The sequence below is a fragment of the Sphingobacterium sp. UBA3519 genome (assembly GCF_002377215.1).
GTDB lineage: Bacteria > Bacteroidota > Bacteroidia > Sphingobacteriales > Sphingobacteriaceae > Sphingobacterium > Sphingobacterium multivorum.
In genome coordinates, this window is the sequence record NZ_DFPI01000017.1 from 20,020 (window position 1) to 37,375 (window position 17,356).

At 42.5% G+C, this 17,356-nt stretch carries 16 protein-coding genes and 1 pseudogene; 10 read left to right on the top strand and 7 right to left on the bottom strand.

Features of this window, described 5'->3' with window-relative positions:
- Nucleotides 1-28: 28 nt before the first annotated feature.
- The 3 genes from B3297_RS07200 (at nucleotide 29) to B3297_RS07210 (ending at nucleotide 2,936) form a co-directional block, all read left to right on the top strand.
- On the top strand, nucleotides 29-613 hold the full coding sequence (locus B3297_RS07200; RefSeq protein ID WP_286778681.1) for a BfmA/BtgA family mobilization protein: 585 nt from the start codon (nucleotides 29-31) through the stop codon (nucleotides 611-613).
- A gap of 23 nt (nucleotides 614-636) precedes the next feature.
- Entirely contained in the window at nucleotides 637-1,590 is a 954-nt protein-coding gene (locus B3297_RS07205) for a DUF5712 family protein (protein WP_286778682.1), read from the top strand.
- A 473-nt stretch (nucleotides 1,591-2,063) separates the two neighbouring features.
- Complete coding sequence (locus tag B3297_RS07210) at nucleotides 2,064-2,936, top strand: hypothetical protein (protein ID WP_286778683.1); 873 nt, start codon at nucleotides 2,064-2,066, stop codon at nucleotides 2,934-2,936.
- Nucleotides 2,937-3,140: 204 nt separating this feature from the next.
- On the opposite strand, the gene B3297_RS07215 is transcribed toward B3297_RS07210, so the two are convergent.
- Nucleotides 3,141-4,661, bottom strand: a complete 1,521-nt coding sequence (locus B3297_RS07215; RefSeq protein WP_286778684.1) for a hypothetical protein — start codon at nucleotides 4,659-4,661, stop codon at nucleotides 3,141-3,143.
- Between the two features lie 245 nt (nucleotides 4,662-4,906).
- Between B3297_RS07215 and B3297_RS07220 the strand changes: the two genes are divergently transcribed.
- Nucleotides 4,907-5,194 (top strand): antibiotic biosynthesis monooxygenase family protein, encoded by a 288-nt coding sequence (locus B3297_RS07220; RefSeq protein ID WP_286778685.1) that lies wholly within the window; start codon nucleotides 4,907-4,909, stop codon nucleotides 5,192-5,194.
- A gap of 246 nt (nucleotides 5,195-5,440) precedes the next feature.
- Nucleotides 5,441-6,442 (top strand): alpha/beta hydrolase family protein, encoded by a 1,002-nt coding sequence (locus B3297_RS07225; RefSeq protein ID WP_286778686.1) that lies wholly within the window; start codon nucleotides 5,441-5,443, stop codon nucleotides 6,440-6,442.
- 323 nt (nucleotides 6,443-6,765) lie between these two features.
- Here B3297_RS07225 and B3297_RS07230 read toward each other — a convergent pair.
- A pseudogene (locus B3297_RS07230) lies at nucleotides 6,766-6,963 on the bottom strand (DUF1016 N-terminal domain-containing protein); the annotation flags it as partial.
- A gap of 463 nt (nucleotides 6,964-7,426) precedes the next feature.
- On the opposite strand from B3297_RS07230, the gene B3297_RS07235 reads away from it, so the two are divergent.
- Nucleotides 7,427-8,341, top strand: coding sequence for an Rpn family recombination-promoting nuclease/putative transposase (locus B3297_RS07235; protein ID WP_286778687.1), 915 nt, complete (start codon nucleotides 7,427-7,429; stop codon nucleotides 8,339-8,341).
- 12 nt (nucleotides 8,342-8,353) lie between these two features.
- A complete protein-coding gene (locus B3297_RS07240; RefSeq protein WP_286778688.1) occupies nucleotides 8,354-8,578 on the top strand; it encodes a hypothetical protein in 225 nt (74 codons plus the stop codon).
- A 95-nt stretch (nucleotides 8,579-8,673) separates the two neighbouring features.
- On the opposite strand, the gene B3297_RS07245 is transcribed toward B3297_RS07240, so the two are convergent.
- Nucleotides 8,674-9,045 (bottom strand): hypothetical protein, encoded by a 372-nt coding sequence (locus tag B3297_RS07245; protein ID WP_286778689.1) that lies wholly within the window; start codon nucleotides 9,043-9,045, stop codon nucleotides 8,674-8,676.
- Nucleotides 9,046-9,574: 529 nt separating this feature from the next.
- On the opposite strand from B3297_RS07245, the gene B3297_RS07250 reads away from it, so the two are divergent.
- Genes B3297_RS07250 through B3297_RS07260 form a run of 3 tightly spaced genes read left to right on the top strand, consistent with a single transcriptional unit; the run spans nucleotide 9,575 to nucleotide 15,461 of the window.
- Complete coding sequence (locus tag B3297_RS07250) at nucleotides 9,575-10,948, top strand: TlpA family protein disulfide reductase (RefSeq protein ID WP_286778690.1); 1,374 nt, start codon at nucleotides 9,575-9,577, stop codon at nucleotides 10,946-10,948.
- A gap of 5 nt (nucleotides 10,949-10,953) precedes the next feature.
- Nucleotides 10,954-14,133, top strand: a complete 3,180-nt coding sequence (locus B3297_RS07255; RefSeq protein ID WP_286778691.1) for a SusC/RagA family TonB-linked outer membrane protein — start codon at nucleotides 10,954-10,956, stop codon at nucleotides 14,131-14,133.
- 8 nt (nucleotides 14,134-14,141) lie between these two features.
- Nucleotides 14,142-15,461: a RagB/SusD family nutrient uptake outer membrane protein gene (locus B3297_RS07260; RefSeq protein ID WP_286778692.1), complete on the top strand. Its 1,320-nt coding sequence runs from the start codon at nucleotides 14,142-14,144 to the stop codon at nucleotides 15,459-15,461.
- A gap of 121 nt (nucleotides 15,462-15,582) precedes the next feature.
- Here the strand turns inward: B3297_RS07260 and B3297_RS07265 are convergent, their stop codons facing one another.
- The 4 genes from B3297_RS07265 to B3297_RS24850 all read right to left on the bottom strand — a co-directional run bounded on the left by B3297_RS07265 (nucleotide 15,583) and on the right by B3297_RS24850 (nucleotide 17,184).
- On the bottom strand, nucleotides 15,583-15,888 hold the full coding sequence (locus B3297_RS07265) for a hypothetical protein (RefSeq protein WP_286778693.1): 306 nt from the start codon (nucleotides 15,886-15,888) through the stop codon (nucleotides 15,583-15,585).
- 377 nt (nucleotides 15,889-16,265) lie between these two features.
- Complete coding sequence (locus B3297_RS07270; protein ID WP_286778694.1) at nucleotides 16,266-16,484, bottom strand: hypothetical protein; 219 nt, start codon at nucleotides 16,482-16,484, stop codon at nucleotides 16,266-16,268.
- 173 nt (nucleotides 16,485-16,657) lie between these two features.
- Entirely contained in the window at nucleotides 16,658-16,921 is a 264-nt protein-coding gene (locus tag B3297_RS24845) for a helix-turn-helix domain-containing protein (protein ID WP_369012206.1), read from the bottom strand.
- A 140-nt stretch (nucleotides 16,922-17,061) separates the two neighbouring features.
- Nucleotides 17,062-17,184 carry a hypothetical protein gene (locus B3297_RS24850; RefSeq protein WP_369012205.1) on the bottom strand — a complete coding sequence of 41 codons (123 nt, stop codon included), beginning with the start codon at nucleotides 17,182-17,184 and terminating at the stop codon, nucleotides 17,062-17,064.
- Nucleotides 17,185-17,356 lie beyond the last annotated feature (172 nt).

The following is a 17,356-nucleotide window of genomic DNA, read 5'->3' on the forward strand; positions in this document are numbered from 1 at the left end:
TAGCCTAACGATTAAAAACAAGGAACCAATGGAAGCGCAGAACAAAAGAACGGAAACACTCAGTACCATCAAGTTCGACCGGCAGACGGCGGTAAAGATGGATAGGATCGCCCTGAAACTTGGTCGGTCAAAACGGCTCGTTTTCTCACAGATGGTAGAGTATTTCCATCGGAGCAAAAAAGATCCGCTGGACGTCAACGACGAACTGCTAAAGAACACGCTGCTCAAACAGCATAAAGATTACATCGGATTTATCAGGACACAGGAGAATGACCTGCTGATCCCCATCAAAAGGGAAGTCGACCGTATGACCCGCAGCCAGAAGAATATCGTTGATTTTTTTAACGGTCAGCAGAAACATAACAAGGTCGTACTGGAAGTGGACAGGGACATGCTCGCTGGGCAGAAAGGACTTACCGATATCGTAAAGATGGCGCTGGGCTCACTGGATGGGATCTCGGCCAGCCTTGCGACAAAGGAATCATTGAAGGAGCAGTTCCGGTATATTCTGGAGACCTATATCCGCACAAGGGACAGTTTCGGAATGATGACCTCTGCAAAGGAAAAGGACGAACTGGTACGTAGCACAAGGAAACAGATAGACCTTTTGTAGAACAATTTAAAAAACTGGATCGTATGTACATCAATATAACGGACAAAAAAGAGGCCGAGAACAAAGGTAGCAGCGGAAAACTCGTCCATTACCTCGAAAAGGAGAACCGCACGGGAAACAGGAACGAACCCGAGAATTGGTTCAACGGACAGCGCACGGATATAGAGGCCTATGAGGTAAGGCGGGCAATCGATGGCAACAGGACAAAGCTTGGCAGGAACGAAGCCAAGTTCTTCCTGATCAATATCAGCCCGAGCCAGAAAGAGCTGGCGCACCTTGAAAAGCTCTATGGCAACCAGGGCATGAAAGAACAGCTGAAACGGTATACCGAAAGGGTCATGGACGAGTATGCCCGCAATTTCAAACGTGGAGGGATAAATGGTAATAGGGACCTGCTCTGGTTCGCAAAAGTGGAGGACCATCGGTATTACTCCTATAAAGATGAAGAGGTAAAACAGGGACTTAAAAAACGTGGTGATAAAAAAGAGGGCATGCAATACCATATCCAGGTCATCGTGAGCCGAAAGGACATAACGGGACGGTTCAAGCTCAGCCCGATGAACACCTCAAAGGGACGCAATGTGGAACACTCCAAAAAAATGGGCCAGTTTGACCGTGTGGCGTTCAAACAGAGTGGCGAGACGCTTTTCGATAGGGAATTCGGGTTCGATCGGGGTCTGAAAGATACGCTTTCATATGCCAATGTCCAGAAGAACGGTGATCTCAAACAGCGTGAGCAATTGGACATGCTATTGGAATCGGACAGGGAAATGGGACAGGACGGTTCTTTTCTCAATGGACTGGCGGGCGACATTTCACGGGACGGTTTTCATTCCACGATCGATCTCCTTGAAGAGATTACCAAGGGCATGGCCGGAATTTTTGATTTTTCGACCTCAGGCATCGATATCGTCCCCGAACAGGAGCCACGCAAGAAGAAAAAGAAAAAGGACGAAGACAGGGGAATGAGGCTATGACCTCTGTCTTTCTACAAGGGTTAAATTGTGACCTGCGGTATATGGGAGCTCCTTCCTTTGTCAGGCCACCCATAAACCTCGCCCCGATAGGCAAGAGGTGCTTTGCCGTAGCGCACACCACTTGCCAAATGGGATAGTTCAATTGATATGAATTACCGATGATCCGGGGATGGTTATTCCATTTTCACCGCCATGGCAAATATAGTCCGGCCCGGCAGGAAGTGTAAGGGGTATACAAGCGCACTATGTGCGCCCTTGACACTATCCTGCAGTCCGGTCTCCCAGTGGCCTACGCAGTGAAAATGGAAAGTTCCGTTCCAATGGATGGGAATACATAGACCATGCATTTACGCTACGAAATTAACCGTGCTTATCTCAACGGTACCCATTTTGTTACATGAAAGTATACGATATCTATATTAAAATTGGTTGTTTTGTTTATAACAAATTTACTTTTATAACTTATTTTTATCATGAAATATTCTATTGCTGTTCTTTTATTGTCACTTTCTTTATCCTTAATCAGCGCATGTAGCTCAGCTCTTGATGACAGCTTACCAGAAGTTGAAACTAAAGAACTCAAATTATCACCTCTAAATGTGAACAATGGAGTTCTGGAGACTGACAAGGTTGAAATGGCACTGGAAATATTGGAGGGAAATGGAGAATACGTTGCGACTGTCTCGCAGACCGACGGCGATCCTGACGCCAATGTCGCAATAGTGGGCAACAAAATAAAGGTGGACCTTCTGACCAGAAATATAGCCGAAGTGACTATTACCGATAAAAAACTTAAAACAGCTTCGGCCCGAATACGTTCGACTCATAAATCATTGGAGGTACCTAGTTTTGGCCTTCAACTGTCCAAAGGACAGACATATATTATTAAGGATATCCAGTTTGGTGCTGGCGCCCCCTATACCATCGAAAGCGTAAAAGGAGATGCGTCAACGGCCACTATTGAAAACGAAGGTATAAGGGTGACGTCCAAAAAGTTGGGAAACACTTATTACAAGCTGAAAGATAGCAGGGGTACTACTGCTCGTCTGGATGTCTCCACCACCCTAAATGTGGACCTAACAACAAACTATCTCGAACTTGAAGGGAACAATACGATGACTGCGACCGTCAATATGCCAAAGGGTACAGACTGGTTCGTATTGAGCTCGACGGGAAATGTCACGGAAAGCGTTAGGGTTGAAAGACCGATTGATCCTAAAACAGGTTCACTTGTTGATTTTCAGGTTCTTTTTATCAATACCTCCGATGGCGGCAAGGGTACGGATACCATTACTTTAAAAAATAAAGATGGTGAATTGGCGGTCGTAAGGATCTTGGTGAGATAAAACACAGGATACAATAATTTCTTACACGGTCAGAAGGCAGACATAATAGGTGTTTGGCTTTTTTGACAACTAGGTCTTACACGGGGATTTGGTTTACATACCTTTTTCAAGGTATATCCCTGATCTATCGTTGGTCTGATTGGAAACGCCTACGAAAAAATGTCTTCTATACCTCATATATCAAGGCTGTAACTTTCCCGTTGATCAGGATCGCTCAAGGCTTGATCCATAACTGTAACGTGCCAACCGTTCCCAATGACAATCATCAAGTTGATGCCTATATTCCTGGATGATCTCCCTGGGGATCTCATAATCCATTCCGTCTGTGTAGGCAATATAACGGAATGTAGCATGTTTCCATACCTGAAAGAGAATACCTGAACGGATATTGGCAAAAAAATAACAGTAGAGTGTCTGTTCGACCATATCCCTGTCATCGGTCTGGATCAGGGGCACGGCAATATGTTCCAGATAGGAACAGAAATGCACAAAATGGTCATCCTGTAGGTGCCTGTCATAATAATGCTGTACGGTATCGATGAACGTCTGTTCGCCCTTCCCTTCAAAGATCTGTAAGGTCAACTGCTTCAATAGGTCCGAGGTTTGGCTACCGCTCAGCGGTTTTTCTCTACCGGGCAACCAGGGTGCATTTGACGGAGCATCTCGCATCAGCAAGGATACCAATATATCCAGATCCCCGACCGTATCAAGCAGCCTACATCCAGCTGCACGGAGCTGTCCGCTCTCTGTCATGGACTTTCTTCTATAGGTGATGACCTGCCCTTTTTGAAGCGGGACACTAGGTTTTTGACCGAAACTATCCAATGGCAATAGCAGCTTTCCCGAAGACAAAGTCTGGACTTCACCTATACCCTCCTTGTGGTCGAAGAGTGTTATAGTCCCGATTCTCGACACCCGGGCATGGTTCTTTCCCATTGCTTCACGGATACGGTGCGCCAGCTGTGAAACCTGGGCATTATTATGCTTCCCTGACCGGAAGATTTTGGTGCTTGTCTTTCTTTCCCTCAAGTGCGGTGGCCAGTCCTGTTCCGGTATCCCACTGGTGCGGAGATCACGTCTGGAAATCCTTGCCGAAAATCTGTCCTCCGCTTCCCTTAATGCATGTCCCAGAAGCTCGCCGTCTGCTATAATGTTATTTTCATATGCCCACTCGAAGAACTCTACCGGGCTCAGCTGTAGGAAGTCATAGTTCCTGCCGTTTACAGACCTCTGCATGAATTGCATCTTCGTAAAGTCAGGGTCGAAGATATTCACTGTGGTCCGGGCGTTCTTATAGGAAAGGTTGATATAGATCAGAACGGGTTTTACCTTCTTGCCAGTTCTGGACAGGACATCCATGCTTTCAGATAGCTGGCGGTATGCCCGGTTCAAGAGCTTTGTTGATGAAGAGACTTTCAGTTCGCCGATATAGACACAGTTACCATCATCGATAAGGAAATCCAGTTCCCGGTACCGTGTGACATATCTCCCGTTCCTGTCGAGACGTTCATAGGAAAGTATCCGTTTTTCCGATCCTCCCACTGGAGCCACCCATTCCCGAATGGCCGGCTCAAATAGCTCTGAGATAATGTCGGAGTATTCCCGTTTCCCTTTGGATTCCCTGATCCGCATATTGGCCAGCCGGGACTCATCCACAAATTTCCCATATCCCGGATCGGAGGGATCCAGAAATGCAATGTTCCGTATCTTGGCTCGTGGATCCATAAATGGTCTGCAAATTGGTTCAAAATTATTAAGGGTTCCTTTCTAAAGTTAATGAAATTAACGGACTTAAAAAACAATGTTTCGTAAACATTGACTAAAGGATACCATATTGAAAATCTAGATTTTTTGAAAATAATATTGCCCACCAAACATGTGAACTTATTTGTCAAAACCACAAAAAATGGATATTTTTCACATTGTAAACAGCCGGGATTTCCCGAATAAACTGAAAAAACTTGAACTCAATGATATTAGAAGTCGCCATATTAAACGTAAAACCCGGCCAATCGAAGGCCTTTGAAGTAGATTTTTCCAAAGCTGGACAATACATATCCTCCATTGAGGGCTATATAAAACATTCATTGAAACAATGTATTGAAGTAGAAAACCAATACATCCTGTTAGTCGAATGGGTTTCTGTTGAAGCACACGAAGTCGGATTCCGTCAATCTCCACAATACCTGGAATGGAAATCATTGCTTCATCACTACTATGATCCCTTTCCACAAGTGTTACACTATAAAAATACGTAGTGAAATATGGCTAATTACAATAATAGAACATTCATATCAATAACCAATTGGGACAACGGAGAGACTTCATCCGAAACTATATTCCACTACAAACAAACCATATCCTAAAATGTCATAAATCGAACAAATATGGACCAATTTTTTCGATGAAACATTGAACAAGCTGGAGATAGATATAACGGAATTGGAAGTTTGGGCAATTTGAGAATTACCTATATATAGGATTTTTTTAATATTTAGATACCAATGAAAAAACTACTGATCTTAATTTCAATTTTATTCTTCCAAACCACATTTGCTCAAAAAAAAGTAGAAGATTTCGGATATGTGCACCACCAAATAAATTTTCGGTCAGACAAAGTTGATTTTATTGTTAAATCGAAAAAAGGGGAAGAAAGGCAAAAGAAACCTATTTTAATATTTATACAAGGTTCGTTAGCGACCCCTTTGATAAAGTACTCAGATACAGGGATCCATTATCCTCCATTTCCATTTAATGCAGAAATTTTAACAGACGCTTTTCATTTGATAGCTATAAACAAACCGGGAGTTCCCTTGATCATAAACAAATCCAAACTTTCAAAAAACGGGGAATCTATAAATAGTGACACCAAACTACCTCCAGAAGAATATACGGAACACGCAAACCTAGACTTCTACGTCGAACGGAACAACAAAATAATCGAATATTTGGTTGATCAACCTTGGGTCGATGGTAATAAGGTTGTAGTTGCGGGACATTCGGAAGGCTCGTCCATTGCGGTCAAAATTGCTGTAACCAACACGCACATCACCCATTTGATATATTCTGGTGGAACTCCGTACTATTCCAGGATATTGTCAATGATAGCGCAGGACAGACAAATCGAAAACGAAAAAGAAAGTTGGGTAGAAAAAGACTTTGAATATTGGAAAACAGTCAATGAAGAACCTTTTGATATTTCTAGGGAGCACGGATATGACACAAATAAAAGTACTTATTCATTTTCAAATAGCTTAAACAACGATTTTAGAAGGTTGACCATTCCTGTTTTGATTTCTTATGGCACGAAAGACACAGCCTGCCCATATAATGACTTGCTTAGAGTGGAAATGATTCAAGAAAACAAAACAAATATTGACTTCAAGTCCTATTTTAACAGAGGACATAATTATTTCGAAATTTCAGAAAACGGAGAAACAAACTATGAAAATTTTGGTTGGGATATGGTAGGACGAGATTGGTTACTTTGGTTAAACGGAAAATAAAAATCAACTACAACGCTGTATAAGCGAGGTTGCATTACCCTCATCACGAGATTAGCAAAACCTATACATATCCACTTGAGACTTGACCAAATACCCATAATGGCCATACTCTGGACTGCTTTCTCCCATTCCTTATGTACCAAAATCGGACAGAATGTTTGTTTTCATCCGCACGGTGTCTTTCTGTATGGACATCATCTAGCCTAAGAAGGTTAGATGATATTCATCTTTAAATTCTAGTCTATGTTAACTTAAATCTTTTTGGTTTAATGCTTTAGAAAAATTGCTCTGGAATTCGGTTCGCTTGTTATAGGAATCGAATTTTATTTCATCTTCCAATATTCCTCTACTCCAGCCCCTCTAATACATGCCTTTAAATAAAATATTCGTTGATCGGTATCTTTTACCTGCTGAAAAATTAAATTTGTGTGGCCCCATGGAATTTTGGACACAAGCTGTGTCCAAAATTCTTGACCTGAAATTTCTTCAAAAATGAACTTCATTCGGTGAAAATTTCGAGGAGAATATGATTTCGCTGCCTAATCTTTCCTTTGATCTCAAGAGAAATTATGGAGTTAGTCTTCATAGTCTCTATCAATTTTTAACTGATTTTCAATTTCTTCTATCGTTGACAGGCTCCTTTTTAGATTGTCTGGAAGCTGTGTAAAAAGTTCAAATTAACTTACTCCCATCGGTTTGTGTATACTCTGTAAAGCATACTCTACTTCAAGATTATCTTTACTTCGACATAGCAATATTATGATTATGCCCCATGAGATCTGTCCAACGAATTGGCTTGCAAATTCGTCCCCAGTCAGGGGACGAATTACATTGTGTTGATAATCTGGTATCAAAACCATACAAAGACAGTTTTTTATGATTTAAAAATGATTCTCTGTTTTTTACTCACACAACCTATAGTCGAATTGATATATGTTTTCAGCTGTAATCTCCTTATCTTTGTAATGCAGAAAGACTTAGACTATGAGCATAACAACCACATATATAGATCCTACCACTGACTTCGGCTTTAAGAGAGTATTTGGAACAGATGCTAATAAGGACCTGTTAAAAGCATTCCTTAATGAGCTATTTCGTGGGAGGAAGGTAATTGCAGATCTGCATTACAACAAGAATGAACATGTGGGCGATACCGAGGAGATCGGGGCGGTCATATTTGATCTGACCTGTACCGCAGACAACGGTGAGCAGTTTATTATCGAGGTTCAACGTAGTTCACAGGCCAATCTGAAAAGGCGTATGCTCTATTATGGGAGCAAGCTTATTTCCGATCAAGCTCCAAAAGGTGGACGCAAGGACTGGAACTATTCCATCAGTGAAGTTTACGTCATCGTTTTAATGGACGGCTTTAAGATGCCCAATGACGACAGTAAGGAATTTTTGCATGATATTTGTTTGTGCAACAGGGATACGGGCAAAGTTTTTTATCCAGATCTAGGGTTTATTTATCTGGAATTGATTAACTTCACCAAAGAAGAGTCTAATTTACAGAACGATCTTGAAGGCTGGCTGTATGTGCTGAAAAATATGTCCTCTTTAGATAAATTGCCGACATATTTGCGCAAGCCGGTTTTTGAAAAGCTTTTTAAGATCGCTGAATACAGTAAACTAAGTAAGGAGGAAAAAGAAATGTACGATGTAAGTTTAAAACGTAAATGGGATGCCGAAGCTGTTCGTCAATATCAGGTACAGGAATTGGCAGAGGCTGAAAAAAAAGCTCGTCAGGAAGAAAGAGCTAAAGCTGATGGAGAAAAAAGAAGTATTGTACGTAATCTCATCGAGGAGCTTAGGCTTACTGATGATGCTATTGTGCGTATTGCAGGGGTCCCCTTACGCTTTGTACAGGAAGTAAGGGCAAACTTTGAAAAAACTAAATAGTATCGCCAATCGATGTACAATACAAGTTTAAAACGTAAATGGGACGCCGAAGCTGTTCGTCAATATCAGGTACAGGAAGTGGCAGAGGCTGAAAAAAAAGGGCGGATACAAGAACGTGCCAAGGCCGAGGCTGAAAAGAAAGAATCAGCACTTAAGATGCTGAAAAATGGATTTGACACGCAGTTGATTTCCGATATATTATGTTTACCTATTCAGGAAATAGAAAAACTAAAGTGAGTTTAAACTTTGTAGACTTTTTGTCTTATAAAAGCCACCTAAAAGGTGGCTTTTATAACTTTATATATCTATTTGCTAAGGACCAAAAGTAAATATTATTTTTGTCTCAACAACTTTTCTTCCAATTCCGCAATATGTTTAAATTGCAATTCCGTAATTTGATCATTCTTTAAAACAAGATTCTTTAATAGCATATTCTCACTATCTAATTGTTCAATTTTTGATTTTAGCGGTACCAACTCCTCTTCTTTATGCTTTATCATAGATTCATTTTCATAAACATGTTTAAAGAAATCATAATCGAGAACTTCAGTAAGTTTTATTAACAAATCTGTATCGATGCCACTTCTTTTATACATACTTGCAATTCCCGGCTTCGACATGTTCACTTTCTTCCCAAGCGCAGCTTGGGAATATCCTTTGGATTTTGCAATTTCTTCGACCTTCTTACCTAAATGAAAACTCATAAGACAAATATGAAGCACCAAGAAGGAAAAACTAAGAAGTGATCGAATGTTAATGTTATCTTACTGAATGAAAATTATTTCCAATTATCAATACTTTTAGTTATATTTGTTTTATATTCAAAAATATTGAAGTTAGAAATACCTCATTTTAAACAATTTAAATGAGGCAGGCAATAACTAAAGAGTCTCGTAGTTCACAGTTTGACAGCCAGGAAGGCGAGGCAGTAAGGTTATGCCCATATCCATTAGAGTCCATATCTTTATGGCTCGAAATGGTATGGGTCTTACTGTAAGTCCATTTTCCTGGCTGTCACCAAAGAACAATGGCGTGTAAGACCCAGCCATTTTTTTTCGAGGCTCGCATAACCAAGACGAGCATGATTAAAAAGCAATTCCTCAAAAATATTATTACTGCCCCTGAATAGGACTGTAAGCCTTTTTGGCATCCCAGAAACCTTATACGATGGGCGCCCCGTAATAGGTTCATATTTAAATAACACAATTATGAACGTTATAAACCTATTTACAGATGAAGCTATTTTACAGCTACATGGAGTGTCTTCGTGTCCATTTAATAAACGTCACTTCCCTATATCTATCTCTTAGACCTGCCATTATCGGACATAAACAGGTATATGTCCGGCAGGTACTTTTTGTATTACCTTTTTGTTTCATAATGTTTAGTTATGCCCAAGCACAGTCTCCTAAAATGGAGGCTGTTACCGGGCAATTTACATTAAGGCCACTACAGATCGGAGATACTATTCCTGAGGAGCTTTGGAAACTTCCTTTACATTTGATCACACTTCCCGCTGGTCAGGAAACTATTTCCTTAAATGATTATCGGGACAAAGAATTCATAATTTTGGATTTTTGGGCGACATGGTGCGCTCCGTGTATAAAGGAATTACCCCACCTTCTAAAACTGGAAGATACCACTGACTGTAAGATTATTCCCTTATCCGATGAGCCCACCACCAAAATTGAACGTTTTTTAGCAGATAATCCAAAGTTCCGACAAGCTGAATTCTATAAATACGAAAGGGGAAGTATCATTGATAAAGGTTTCGAAAGAACCAGTATTCCGCATACGGTAGTCATACATAGGGGTAAGGTCATATCCTTTACTCTCCCCAGCCTTATTTCCGCTCAAAAATTAGCCGAGCTTATAGCAGGAAACTCTGGAGCTCTTCCTTTGAAAGTAGAACTGAAGAACAGTAAGATTGATTTACTGACTCTGGCGCTCGGTCCGGATAAAAAGAGCAAACCTACCGGGTTTACGGTGATGTTCGATGCTATAGAGGGCATTGTCCCCGGTGCCCGGTGGGAGCCGGACCTTCAGCCGGACGGTTCAAGATTTCAGATCGCCAATTACCCCTTATTGTCGGTCATAGCATTAGCGACAGGTCAAGGGGACATATTCCTGAGAAATCCAAATAGGATCCGTATACGGGAAAAAACCGGTGACCGCCCAATTGATGCATCGGAGTGGAACAGCTTAAAAAATACACAGCTCTGTTATGAAAGTTATTATGCCATTAAGCAGTCTTATGATAAGGCGACAGCAGACCTCAAAGATAATCTACGGTCCTATCGAAATATAGACTGTAGGATCGAAGAAATTCCCTCGGGTGTGGCAAATCTCATCAGGGACCAAAAAGCTGAACCTCCCAATACAAGATTCCATTACAGTATTGCGGAAATTGCTTTTGTACTCAATCAGGCACCCGGCCGGATACCGGTAACTTATCCCGAGAACCTGTCAAATGAACAGGTCTATCTTGGTGTGGAACTAAATGCTGCATCTCCCGAGATTTTGGATGGAATACTATCTGAGCAGGGCTGGTCACGGCAGGTACGGCGCACTCAAGAAAAACACCTAATTATAACCATAAATGACTGAAATTGATGAAAAAAATCATAATATTACTACTGTCACTCTTCTGGATAATGCCGGGCTTTTGCCAGTCCCGACTAATCGAGGGGAAAATTCTTGACAGCCTGACCCGGCGACCGTTGCCCGGAGTTACAGTCACCCATGGTGCATTGCGGGCGAAGTCGGATGGAAACGGATATTTTAGCTTTGAGAGTAAAAATGACGGAGAAAGAATTGTTTTCCATCATGTAGGTTATAAAAAGATCGCAAAAAGCTTTGCGGATGATTTCGCTTTAATACTTTTGCCCCAATCCCAACAGCAACTTCAGGAGGTAGTCGTTTCTACAGGTTATCAGACATTTGATAAAAATACCAGTACGGGCTCTTATGTGAACATCCCCAAAGAAAGGATCGGGAATATGCCGCAGGAAGATTTTATGGGCAGGATGGATGGATTGTCGAGTGGGCTCCTGCTGAACAGGCCCGCCAATGGCAATGGGCAGAATAGCTCTTTTTCCATACGGGGACTGAGCACACTGGGCGGAGTATCAATGAGCAGGCCACTGATCGTTGTGGACGGATTTCCCTATGAGGGCGATCCCAATGCAATAAACCCAAATGATATTGAAGACATCTCTATACTCAAGGATGCCTCTGCCTCTGCAATCTGGGGCGTGAGGGCTGGAAATGGCGTTGTCGTGGTCACAACGAAATCAGGAACCCGTAAAAGTAGGCTCAAGGTTCAGGTAAATTCCCTTACCACCCTCACTGAACTGCCCCAGATCAGATCCATACCGAGGATCAGTAGCGCAGATTACATACAGATAGAGAAATTTCTTTATGAAAACGGGAAATATAATGCTGTGCTGAACAACAAAACATCGAGGCCAGCCATCACACCTGTGGTTGAGCTTTTATACCAGCACGGACAAGGAAAAATTACCGATAGTGAACTCGGACTGGAACTTGAACATTTAGGTCAGATTGATGTATATGAGCAGCTTGATAGATTCATTTACCAGAAAATGCTTAAACAGCAGGCATCCGCAAATATCTCTTGGGGCGGTGATATTGCATCCAATTATTTTAGCGCAGGATACGATAAAAATAGTACCACCCTGCGGCAGAATGGAACCGGGAGGATAAGTTTCAGGAACCAGTTTGATATAAATCTTACTCCTAAATTGAACTTTATGGTAGCCATGCAGATGGCACAGATGAAAACGACAGGCAATAACAAGGGGATGGATATGCTAAATTCAACGATATCGATGTATCCTTATCTCGAATTGATGGGGCCAGACGGAAATTATGCAAGCATGCCCTACCAATACCGTAAAGCATTTGTGGATACACTATATACCGGCCGTCTGCTGGACTGGTCATTCAGACCACTCCAGGAAATAAATGCGGCGGACAACACGTCCAGAAATACGGAAGTTATGGTAACCGGTGATATTTCATATCGCTTATTGAAAGGAATAAAGGTGTCCGCCAGATACCAATATGGGCGTCAGGAACATAGACAGCAAAGTATATATGATAGAAGGACATTTTATGCTAGGGATCTGATCAACCGTTTTTCGCAGATACAGAATGGGGAAATAAACTATATTATTCCAAATGCAGCCATAAGGGATGGACAAAATACCCTAGGTGAAAACCATTCTTTACGCTTCCAGGTTGATGTGGACCGGAAGATCAGTGATTTTGCAGCCCTTCGGATGATCCTTGGTAACGAGAGCAGAATAATAAACAGTGAGGGAAACAGCTATAGGACCTATGGTTATGAGCGGGAATTCAATAACCTGCCGGCACTGGATTATATTTCGACCTACCCGATCATTGCGGGTCTTTCCGGTGCCAGCAGGATCCCCTTTTCCGATGCGCTTTCCGGCACACGTACGAGATTTCTCTCTTACTACCTCAATACTGACCTTACTTTCTTTGAGCGGTACAGTGTAAGCTTCAGCGCACGGCGGGATGCGTCCAATCTTTTTGGCGTCCGTACTTCCCAGAGATGGAATCCTTTATGGTCCGTAGGGGGAGCATGGTCAATCCACAGGGAGAATTGGGACTTTCTGGACAGATTTCAGAACTTAAGATTGAGAATGACGTATGGAAAGAGCGGCAACATCAATCCCGATCTTAGCGGAAGAACCGTGATAGCCTATAATAGCATCAGGAGCAGCCTCAATAGGCTGCAATATGCTCGGGTAAGAAATCCTCCCGATGAAAATCTCCGGTGGGAAACGGTCTCAACGGTGAATCTAGGCGTAGATATGGGATTCAGGGCTGTTCCAATAACACTTTCCCTCGAAGGATATATTAAAGACAGTAAGGACCTGTTTGCGTTAATGTCGTCAGATCCTACGATAGGCTTTGGTAGCCTGACAAAAAACAGCGCAACGATGCAGAACAGGGGACTGGAAGTAACTATTGGTGGAAACTATAGCATTGGAAAAGTCCAGATGCGGTCCAGCTTCAACAATACGTTCAACGCATCAAAGATTATATCCTACTATTTTAAAAGGAACCTCGATTCGGATGTCCTTGGCGGGGCAACATCACTGACACCAGTAGAGGGCTTTCCTGCCTTTGCTGTTTTTGCCTATAAATGGGGCGGACTGAACCCGGAAAACGGAATAGCCCAGGGATTTCTGAATGGCGAAATATCGACAGATCATAGTGCCATCCGTCAGCAGAGCCGGCTGGAGGAATTAAAGTATATGGGTACGGGCGTGCCTAGATTTTTCGGTGGTCTCACACAGGATTTCAACTGGCGGTCATTGGACGTATCACTGTTGCTGACCTGGAGGCTTGGCCATGTTTTCCGTCGTCCGGCAATAAATTATTCGGATATGGTCAACAGTGGCAGTATCCTTCACACAGAGTATTACGACCGCTGGCAAAAAAAAGGCGATGAGTACCGGACAGATGTTCCGTCATTTGTATATCCTGCCAGTTCAGCCGCTGATCTATTTTACCAGAATGCTGAAATAAATGTTGAAAAAGGAGGTGTTTTGAGATTACAGCACATCAGGTTGGGATACAGGCCATTTTCGAAAGGTAACTGGAAAGACCTGAAAGTTACTGCTATGGCAAACAATGTCGGGATATTATGGAAGGCGAGCAAGAGAGTCCCGGATCCGGACTATTCGCTCATGCCACCTTCCCGTTCCTATAGTATTGGTGTTAATTGGAATTTATAATTGGAAAAATGATGAGAAAATTGATTTGCTTAACCGTACTGTTTTTATTTTCCTGCAACGACTTTTTGGATGAAAAACCAGATATCTCATGGAAGGAACCTCAGACGCTTGATGATCTTCAGGCACTGCTCAATGATGAAAACAACATAAATGGCTTTCTGCCGTCCTTAGGGGATATAGCATCGGACTATTATTACCTATCCGAGCAGAACTTTAATTCCAGAAGTGAAAATACAAGGTTACTTTATAGCTGGAACCAAGATGCCCTAACGGATAATACCTGGACCTTTTCTATGTCCCAGGTATTTTATTCTAATCTCGTCTTGGATAATATAGATAAGGTGTCGCTTGGGAGCATGTCCGAAAATGACCGGAAACGAATCAAGGGAAGCGCAGCCTTCCTGCGGGCCATGACCTATTTCCAGCTTGCCATTATTTTCTCCCCGCAGTTCAAAAAAGGGATCAACGAGAACCAAACGACAATTCCGATCAAAAAGACACCTGATATCGGTGAGCCGATCATTTTCTCTACATTAGGTAATCTGTACGATTTTATTGAAAATGACCTCAGGACAGCTGTAGAATTACTTCCCGAAAGACAGGAGATCAGTACAAGACCGACACGCCTGGCTGCAAAAGCACTGTTCAGCAGATTTTATCTCAGTTTGGGCAATTGGGAACGGACATCTTTTTATGCTGGGGAAGCGATGAAGGAAAATGTGGCGCTCCTGGACTTCAAGGATCTTCCCACAGGATCGCAGCTTCCTTTTGAACGTTTTAACAGAGAGACTATCTTTTATTCCACTATATCAGGCAATGAAAGTATTTTTGCTCCTTCGATAGCTAACGTCCCGCAGTACCTTTTTGATCTTTTTGAGGAGGGTGACCTGAGAAAGACTGCTTTTTTCACAGGCTCAGGGGATAAAATAACATTTAAGGGAAGTTATACTGGGGTGAATAACTCCACTTTATTTGGCGGGTTGACTTCCGGGGAGCTATACCTGAATTATGCAGAGGCATTGATCAGATTAGACAAAATAAGCAAGGGTCTTGATGTGCTCAGCACATTTTTGAAAAAGCGTTATGTACAGGATTCTTTTTTTAACTATTCTGGACTAAGTAAACCGGAAGCGTTGGATCTGATAAAAAAAGAACGGTTGAAAGAACTCTGTTTCAAAGGGGGGATAAGGTGGATGGACCTGAAACGCTATGCGGCTGAGAATTCGGAACCCTTTGTAATAACCAGGAAGGTGGGGGAAAAGAGCTATCAGATAGACCTTTCGAAAAATGACACACCTTTCAACCTCCCTACAAGGGTAGGTAAATAAAGTTGCTGTATCTCTATAAAATAACCGATCATATCCCAATTATTGGGATATGATCGGTTAAAATAAACCTAATTCAACAGAATCTGTTAAAAATTGACAAAGAAAGGTTGGGGCAGTCCTATCAATTCTTAAAATATACGTCTTCTGCCGGAGCCTGTTTGTTGATCTGGTTTATCAAACTCGGGGTCAATTCAGGGTGGCCATCTCCACGGTCTTCGGCCATTACTGCGCAGACATCTTCACTACCGGAACACAGTTCCTCTGGGTTCCCTGTGAACGGCTGATAACTGGTCTCCAGTGTTGGATTCGCAGATGGCGAAGTGAGTTCCCAGGCGGTTATAGCCTTTTTCGGTAGTGGCTCATTTTTGTTTTCGAGGGCTTTCGCTATAACCCCCGCTGAAACAGTGATACCCAGTATCACTAGCATCAGGGTCATGATTTTTCTCATGATAGCTTTTTTATGTTAATTAGTACATCCCGGTTTTGCCTCTCAGTTATGCTTTTGAGGGATCTTGTGTGGTGGTCAATCAGTTTCCTCGAAGCCGAAGGACCGGCCGGCTCGGGAAAGTGGCGAACCTAAGGGGGTAAAAGAATCTTTTGACAACTCTCTTGTGGTTTAAGGTTTTCAGGGAAGGAAACCACCGCAGATCGATAACCTTTGTTACCAACCTAATGATCATGGATATCCGGAGGAAAATGGCGTGCATCCTTATCCGAATGGATCGGAACATCTCCTCTGTCCTAAGGAGGAAACCTGTCGTTTTTCTTTTCGCTGTGCCTATTGTTTTCATTGCATCCATTTTTTTACATGTCCATGTACCTGTTAATCAGCAGGGCTACCTTGGCCCCGCCTGCCCACCATGGGCTTGTTTGCACTTTATCGCTGTGCCCCGTCCCTTGTCCCGACATCCGTATCTGTCCTGAGCGTATCGGCGGATATATGGGGTTGGTCTCACTGCCAATGGCCCCCTGTCTGGAACTATACCATAGGGAAACTGGTTCAACCCCCGGTACGCTTACCATATTTTATTTGTTTCTATATCTATATCGGAATATGGATATGAAAACAACTGTTCTACTTATATGACAAAGATAAATAGGGGAATCGGTCAAAATGGTGTCGGTTTTTTTGGTAAAACCAACTATTTTCATCAAATCCGAAAAAAATGGACACCACCAAGAATAAAAAAGGACGGTTATCTGTTCTTTTTCCTGTATTCAGCAGGTGAAAGCCCAAAATAGATCAAGAAAAGTCTGAAGAAGTTTGATCCGTGGGAATAGCCCACACTCGCTATGATTGTCCTTACGGACATATCGGTATCCACAAGCAGCCGGACAACCGTCCCCATTCTCATATCCCTGATATGCTTGTGCAGGGACCTGCCGAAAGCAACTTGACAATAACCTTCGAATTGACACCGGTTCACCGATCCGCCGGGCAATTTCGGCCTTCCTGACATCCCTATCGGATGTATAGTGGGCGTCGACGTACATAATCAGGGCATTGGCGATCTCCATGGAGAGCTGTTCCTTCACGACATTTCCCTGTTTCAACTGGAGTTGATAGATCCGGATCAATCGGGACACTACCGAAGATATATCACTGCTGCGAATATGGATGTTTGAACTTAACTTCCGTATACAGCTCCACAGGTCGATTACCTCTCTGGTCATCCTGCATACCGGCAACCTGACGGTGTGCGGGGATCTCTGCCGTATACATTCCATAAGGATTTCCATTGGGGGATATGTCCTCTCTGCAAGACCGAGGGATTCCCTGTCCAGAGCGAATACCAGGATAACGTGTTTGCCCGTACTGGCTTTTAGCCGTGCTGTAATTGAAGGATTGTAGGTCATATAATAAGAGCCTCCCATAGCATATGAAAGAAGCTTTT

Coding starts and splice junctions, on each gene's coding strand:
- B3297_RS07200 (WP_286778681.1), top strand. CDS start 29: ATGGAAGCGCAGAACAAAAGAACGGAAACACTCAGTACCATCAAGTTC.
- B3297_RS07205 (WP_286778682.1), top strand. CDS start 637: ATGTACATCAATATAACGGACAAAAAAGAGGCCGAGAACAAAGGTAGC.
- B3297_RS07210 (WP_286778683.1), top strand. CDS start 2,064: ATGAAATATTCTATTGCTGTTCTTTTATTGTCACTTTCTTTATCCTTA.
- B3297_RS07215 (WP_286778684.1), bottom strand. CDS start 4,661: ATGGATCCACGAGCCAAGATACGGAACATTGCATTTCTGGATCCCTCC.
- B3297_RS07220 (WP_286778685.1), top strand. CDS start 4,907: ATGATATTAGAAGTCGCCATATTAAACGTAAAACCCGGCCAATCGAAG.
- B3297_RS07225 (WP_286778686.1), top strand. CDS start 5,441: ATGAAAAAACTACTGATCTTAATTTCAATTTTATTCTTCCAAACCACA.
- B3297_RS07235 (WP_286778687.1), top strand. CDS start 7,427: ATGAGCATAACAACCACATATATAGATCCTACCACTGACTTCGGCTTT.
- B3297_RS07240 (WP_286778688.1), top strand. CDS start 8,354: ATGTACAATACAAGTTTAAAACGTAAATGGGACGCCGAAGCTGTTCGT.
- B3297_RS07245 (WP_286778689.1), bottom strand. CDS start 9,045: ATGAGTTTTCATTTAGGTAAGAAGGTCGAAGAAATTGCAAAATCCAAA.
- B3297_RS07250 (WP_286778690.1), top strand. CDS start 9,575: ATGAAGCTATTTTACAGCTACATGGAGTGTCTTCGTGTCCATTTAATA.
- B3297_RS07255 (WP_286778691.1), top strand. CDS start 10,954: ATGAAAAAAATCATAATATTACTACTGTCACTCTTCTGGATAATGCCG.
- B3297_RS07260 (WP_286778692.1), top strand. CDS start 14,142: ATGATGAGAAAATTGATTTGCTTAACCGTACTGTTTTTATTTTCCTGC.
- B3297_RS07265 (WP_286778693.1), bottom strand. CDS start 15,888: ATGCTAGTGATACTGGGTATCACTGTTTCAGCGGGGGTTATAGCGAAA.
- B3297_RS07270 (WP_286778694.1), bottom strand. CDS start 16,484: ATGGTAAGCGTACCGGGGGTTGAACCAGTTTCCCTATGGTATAGTTCC.
- B3297_RS24845 (WP_369012206.1), bottom strand. CDS start 16,921: ATGTCAGGAAGGCCGAAATTGCCCGGCGGATCGGTGAACCGGTGTCAA.
- B3297_RS24850 (WP_369012205.1), bottom strand. CDS start 17,184: ATGTATACGGCAGAGATCCCCGCACACCGTCAGGTTGCCGGTATGCAG.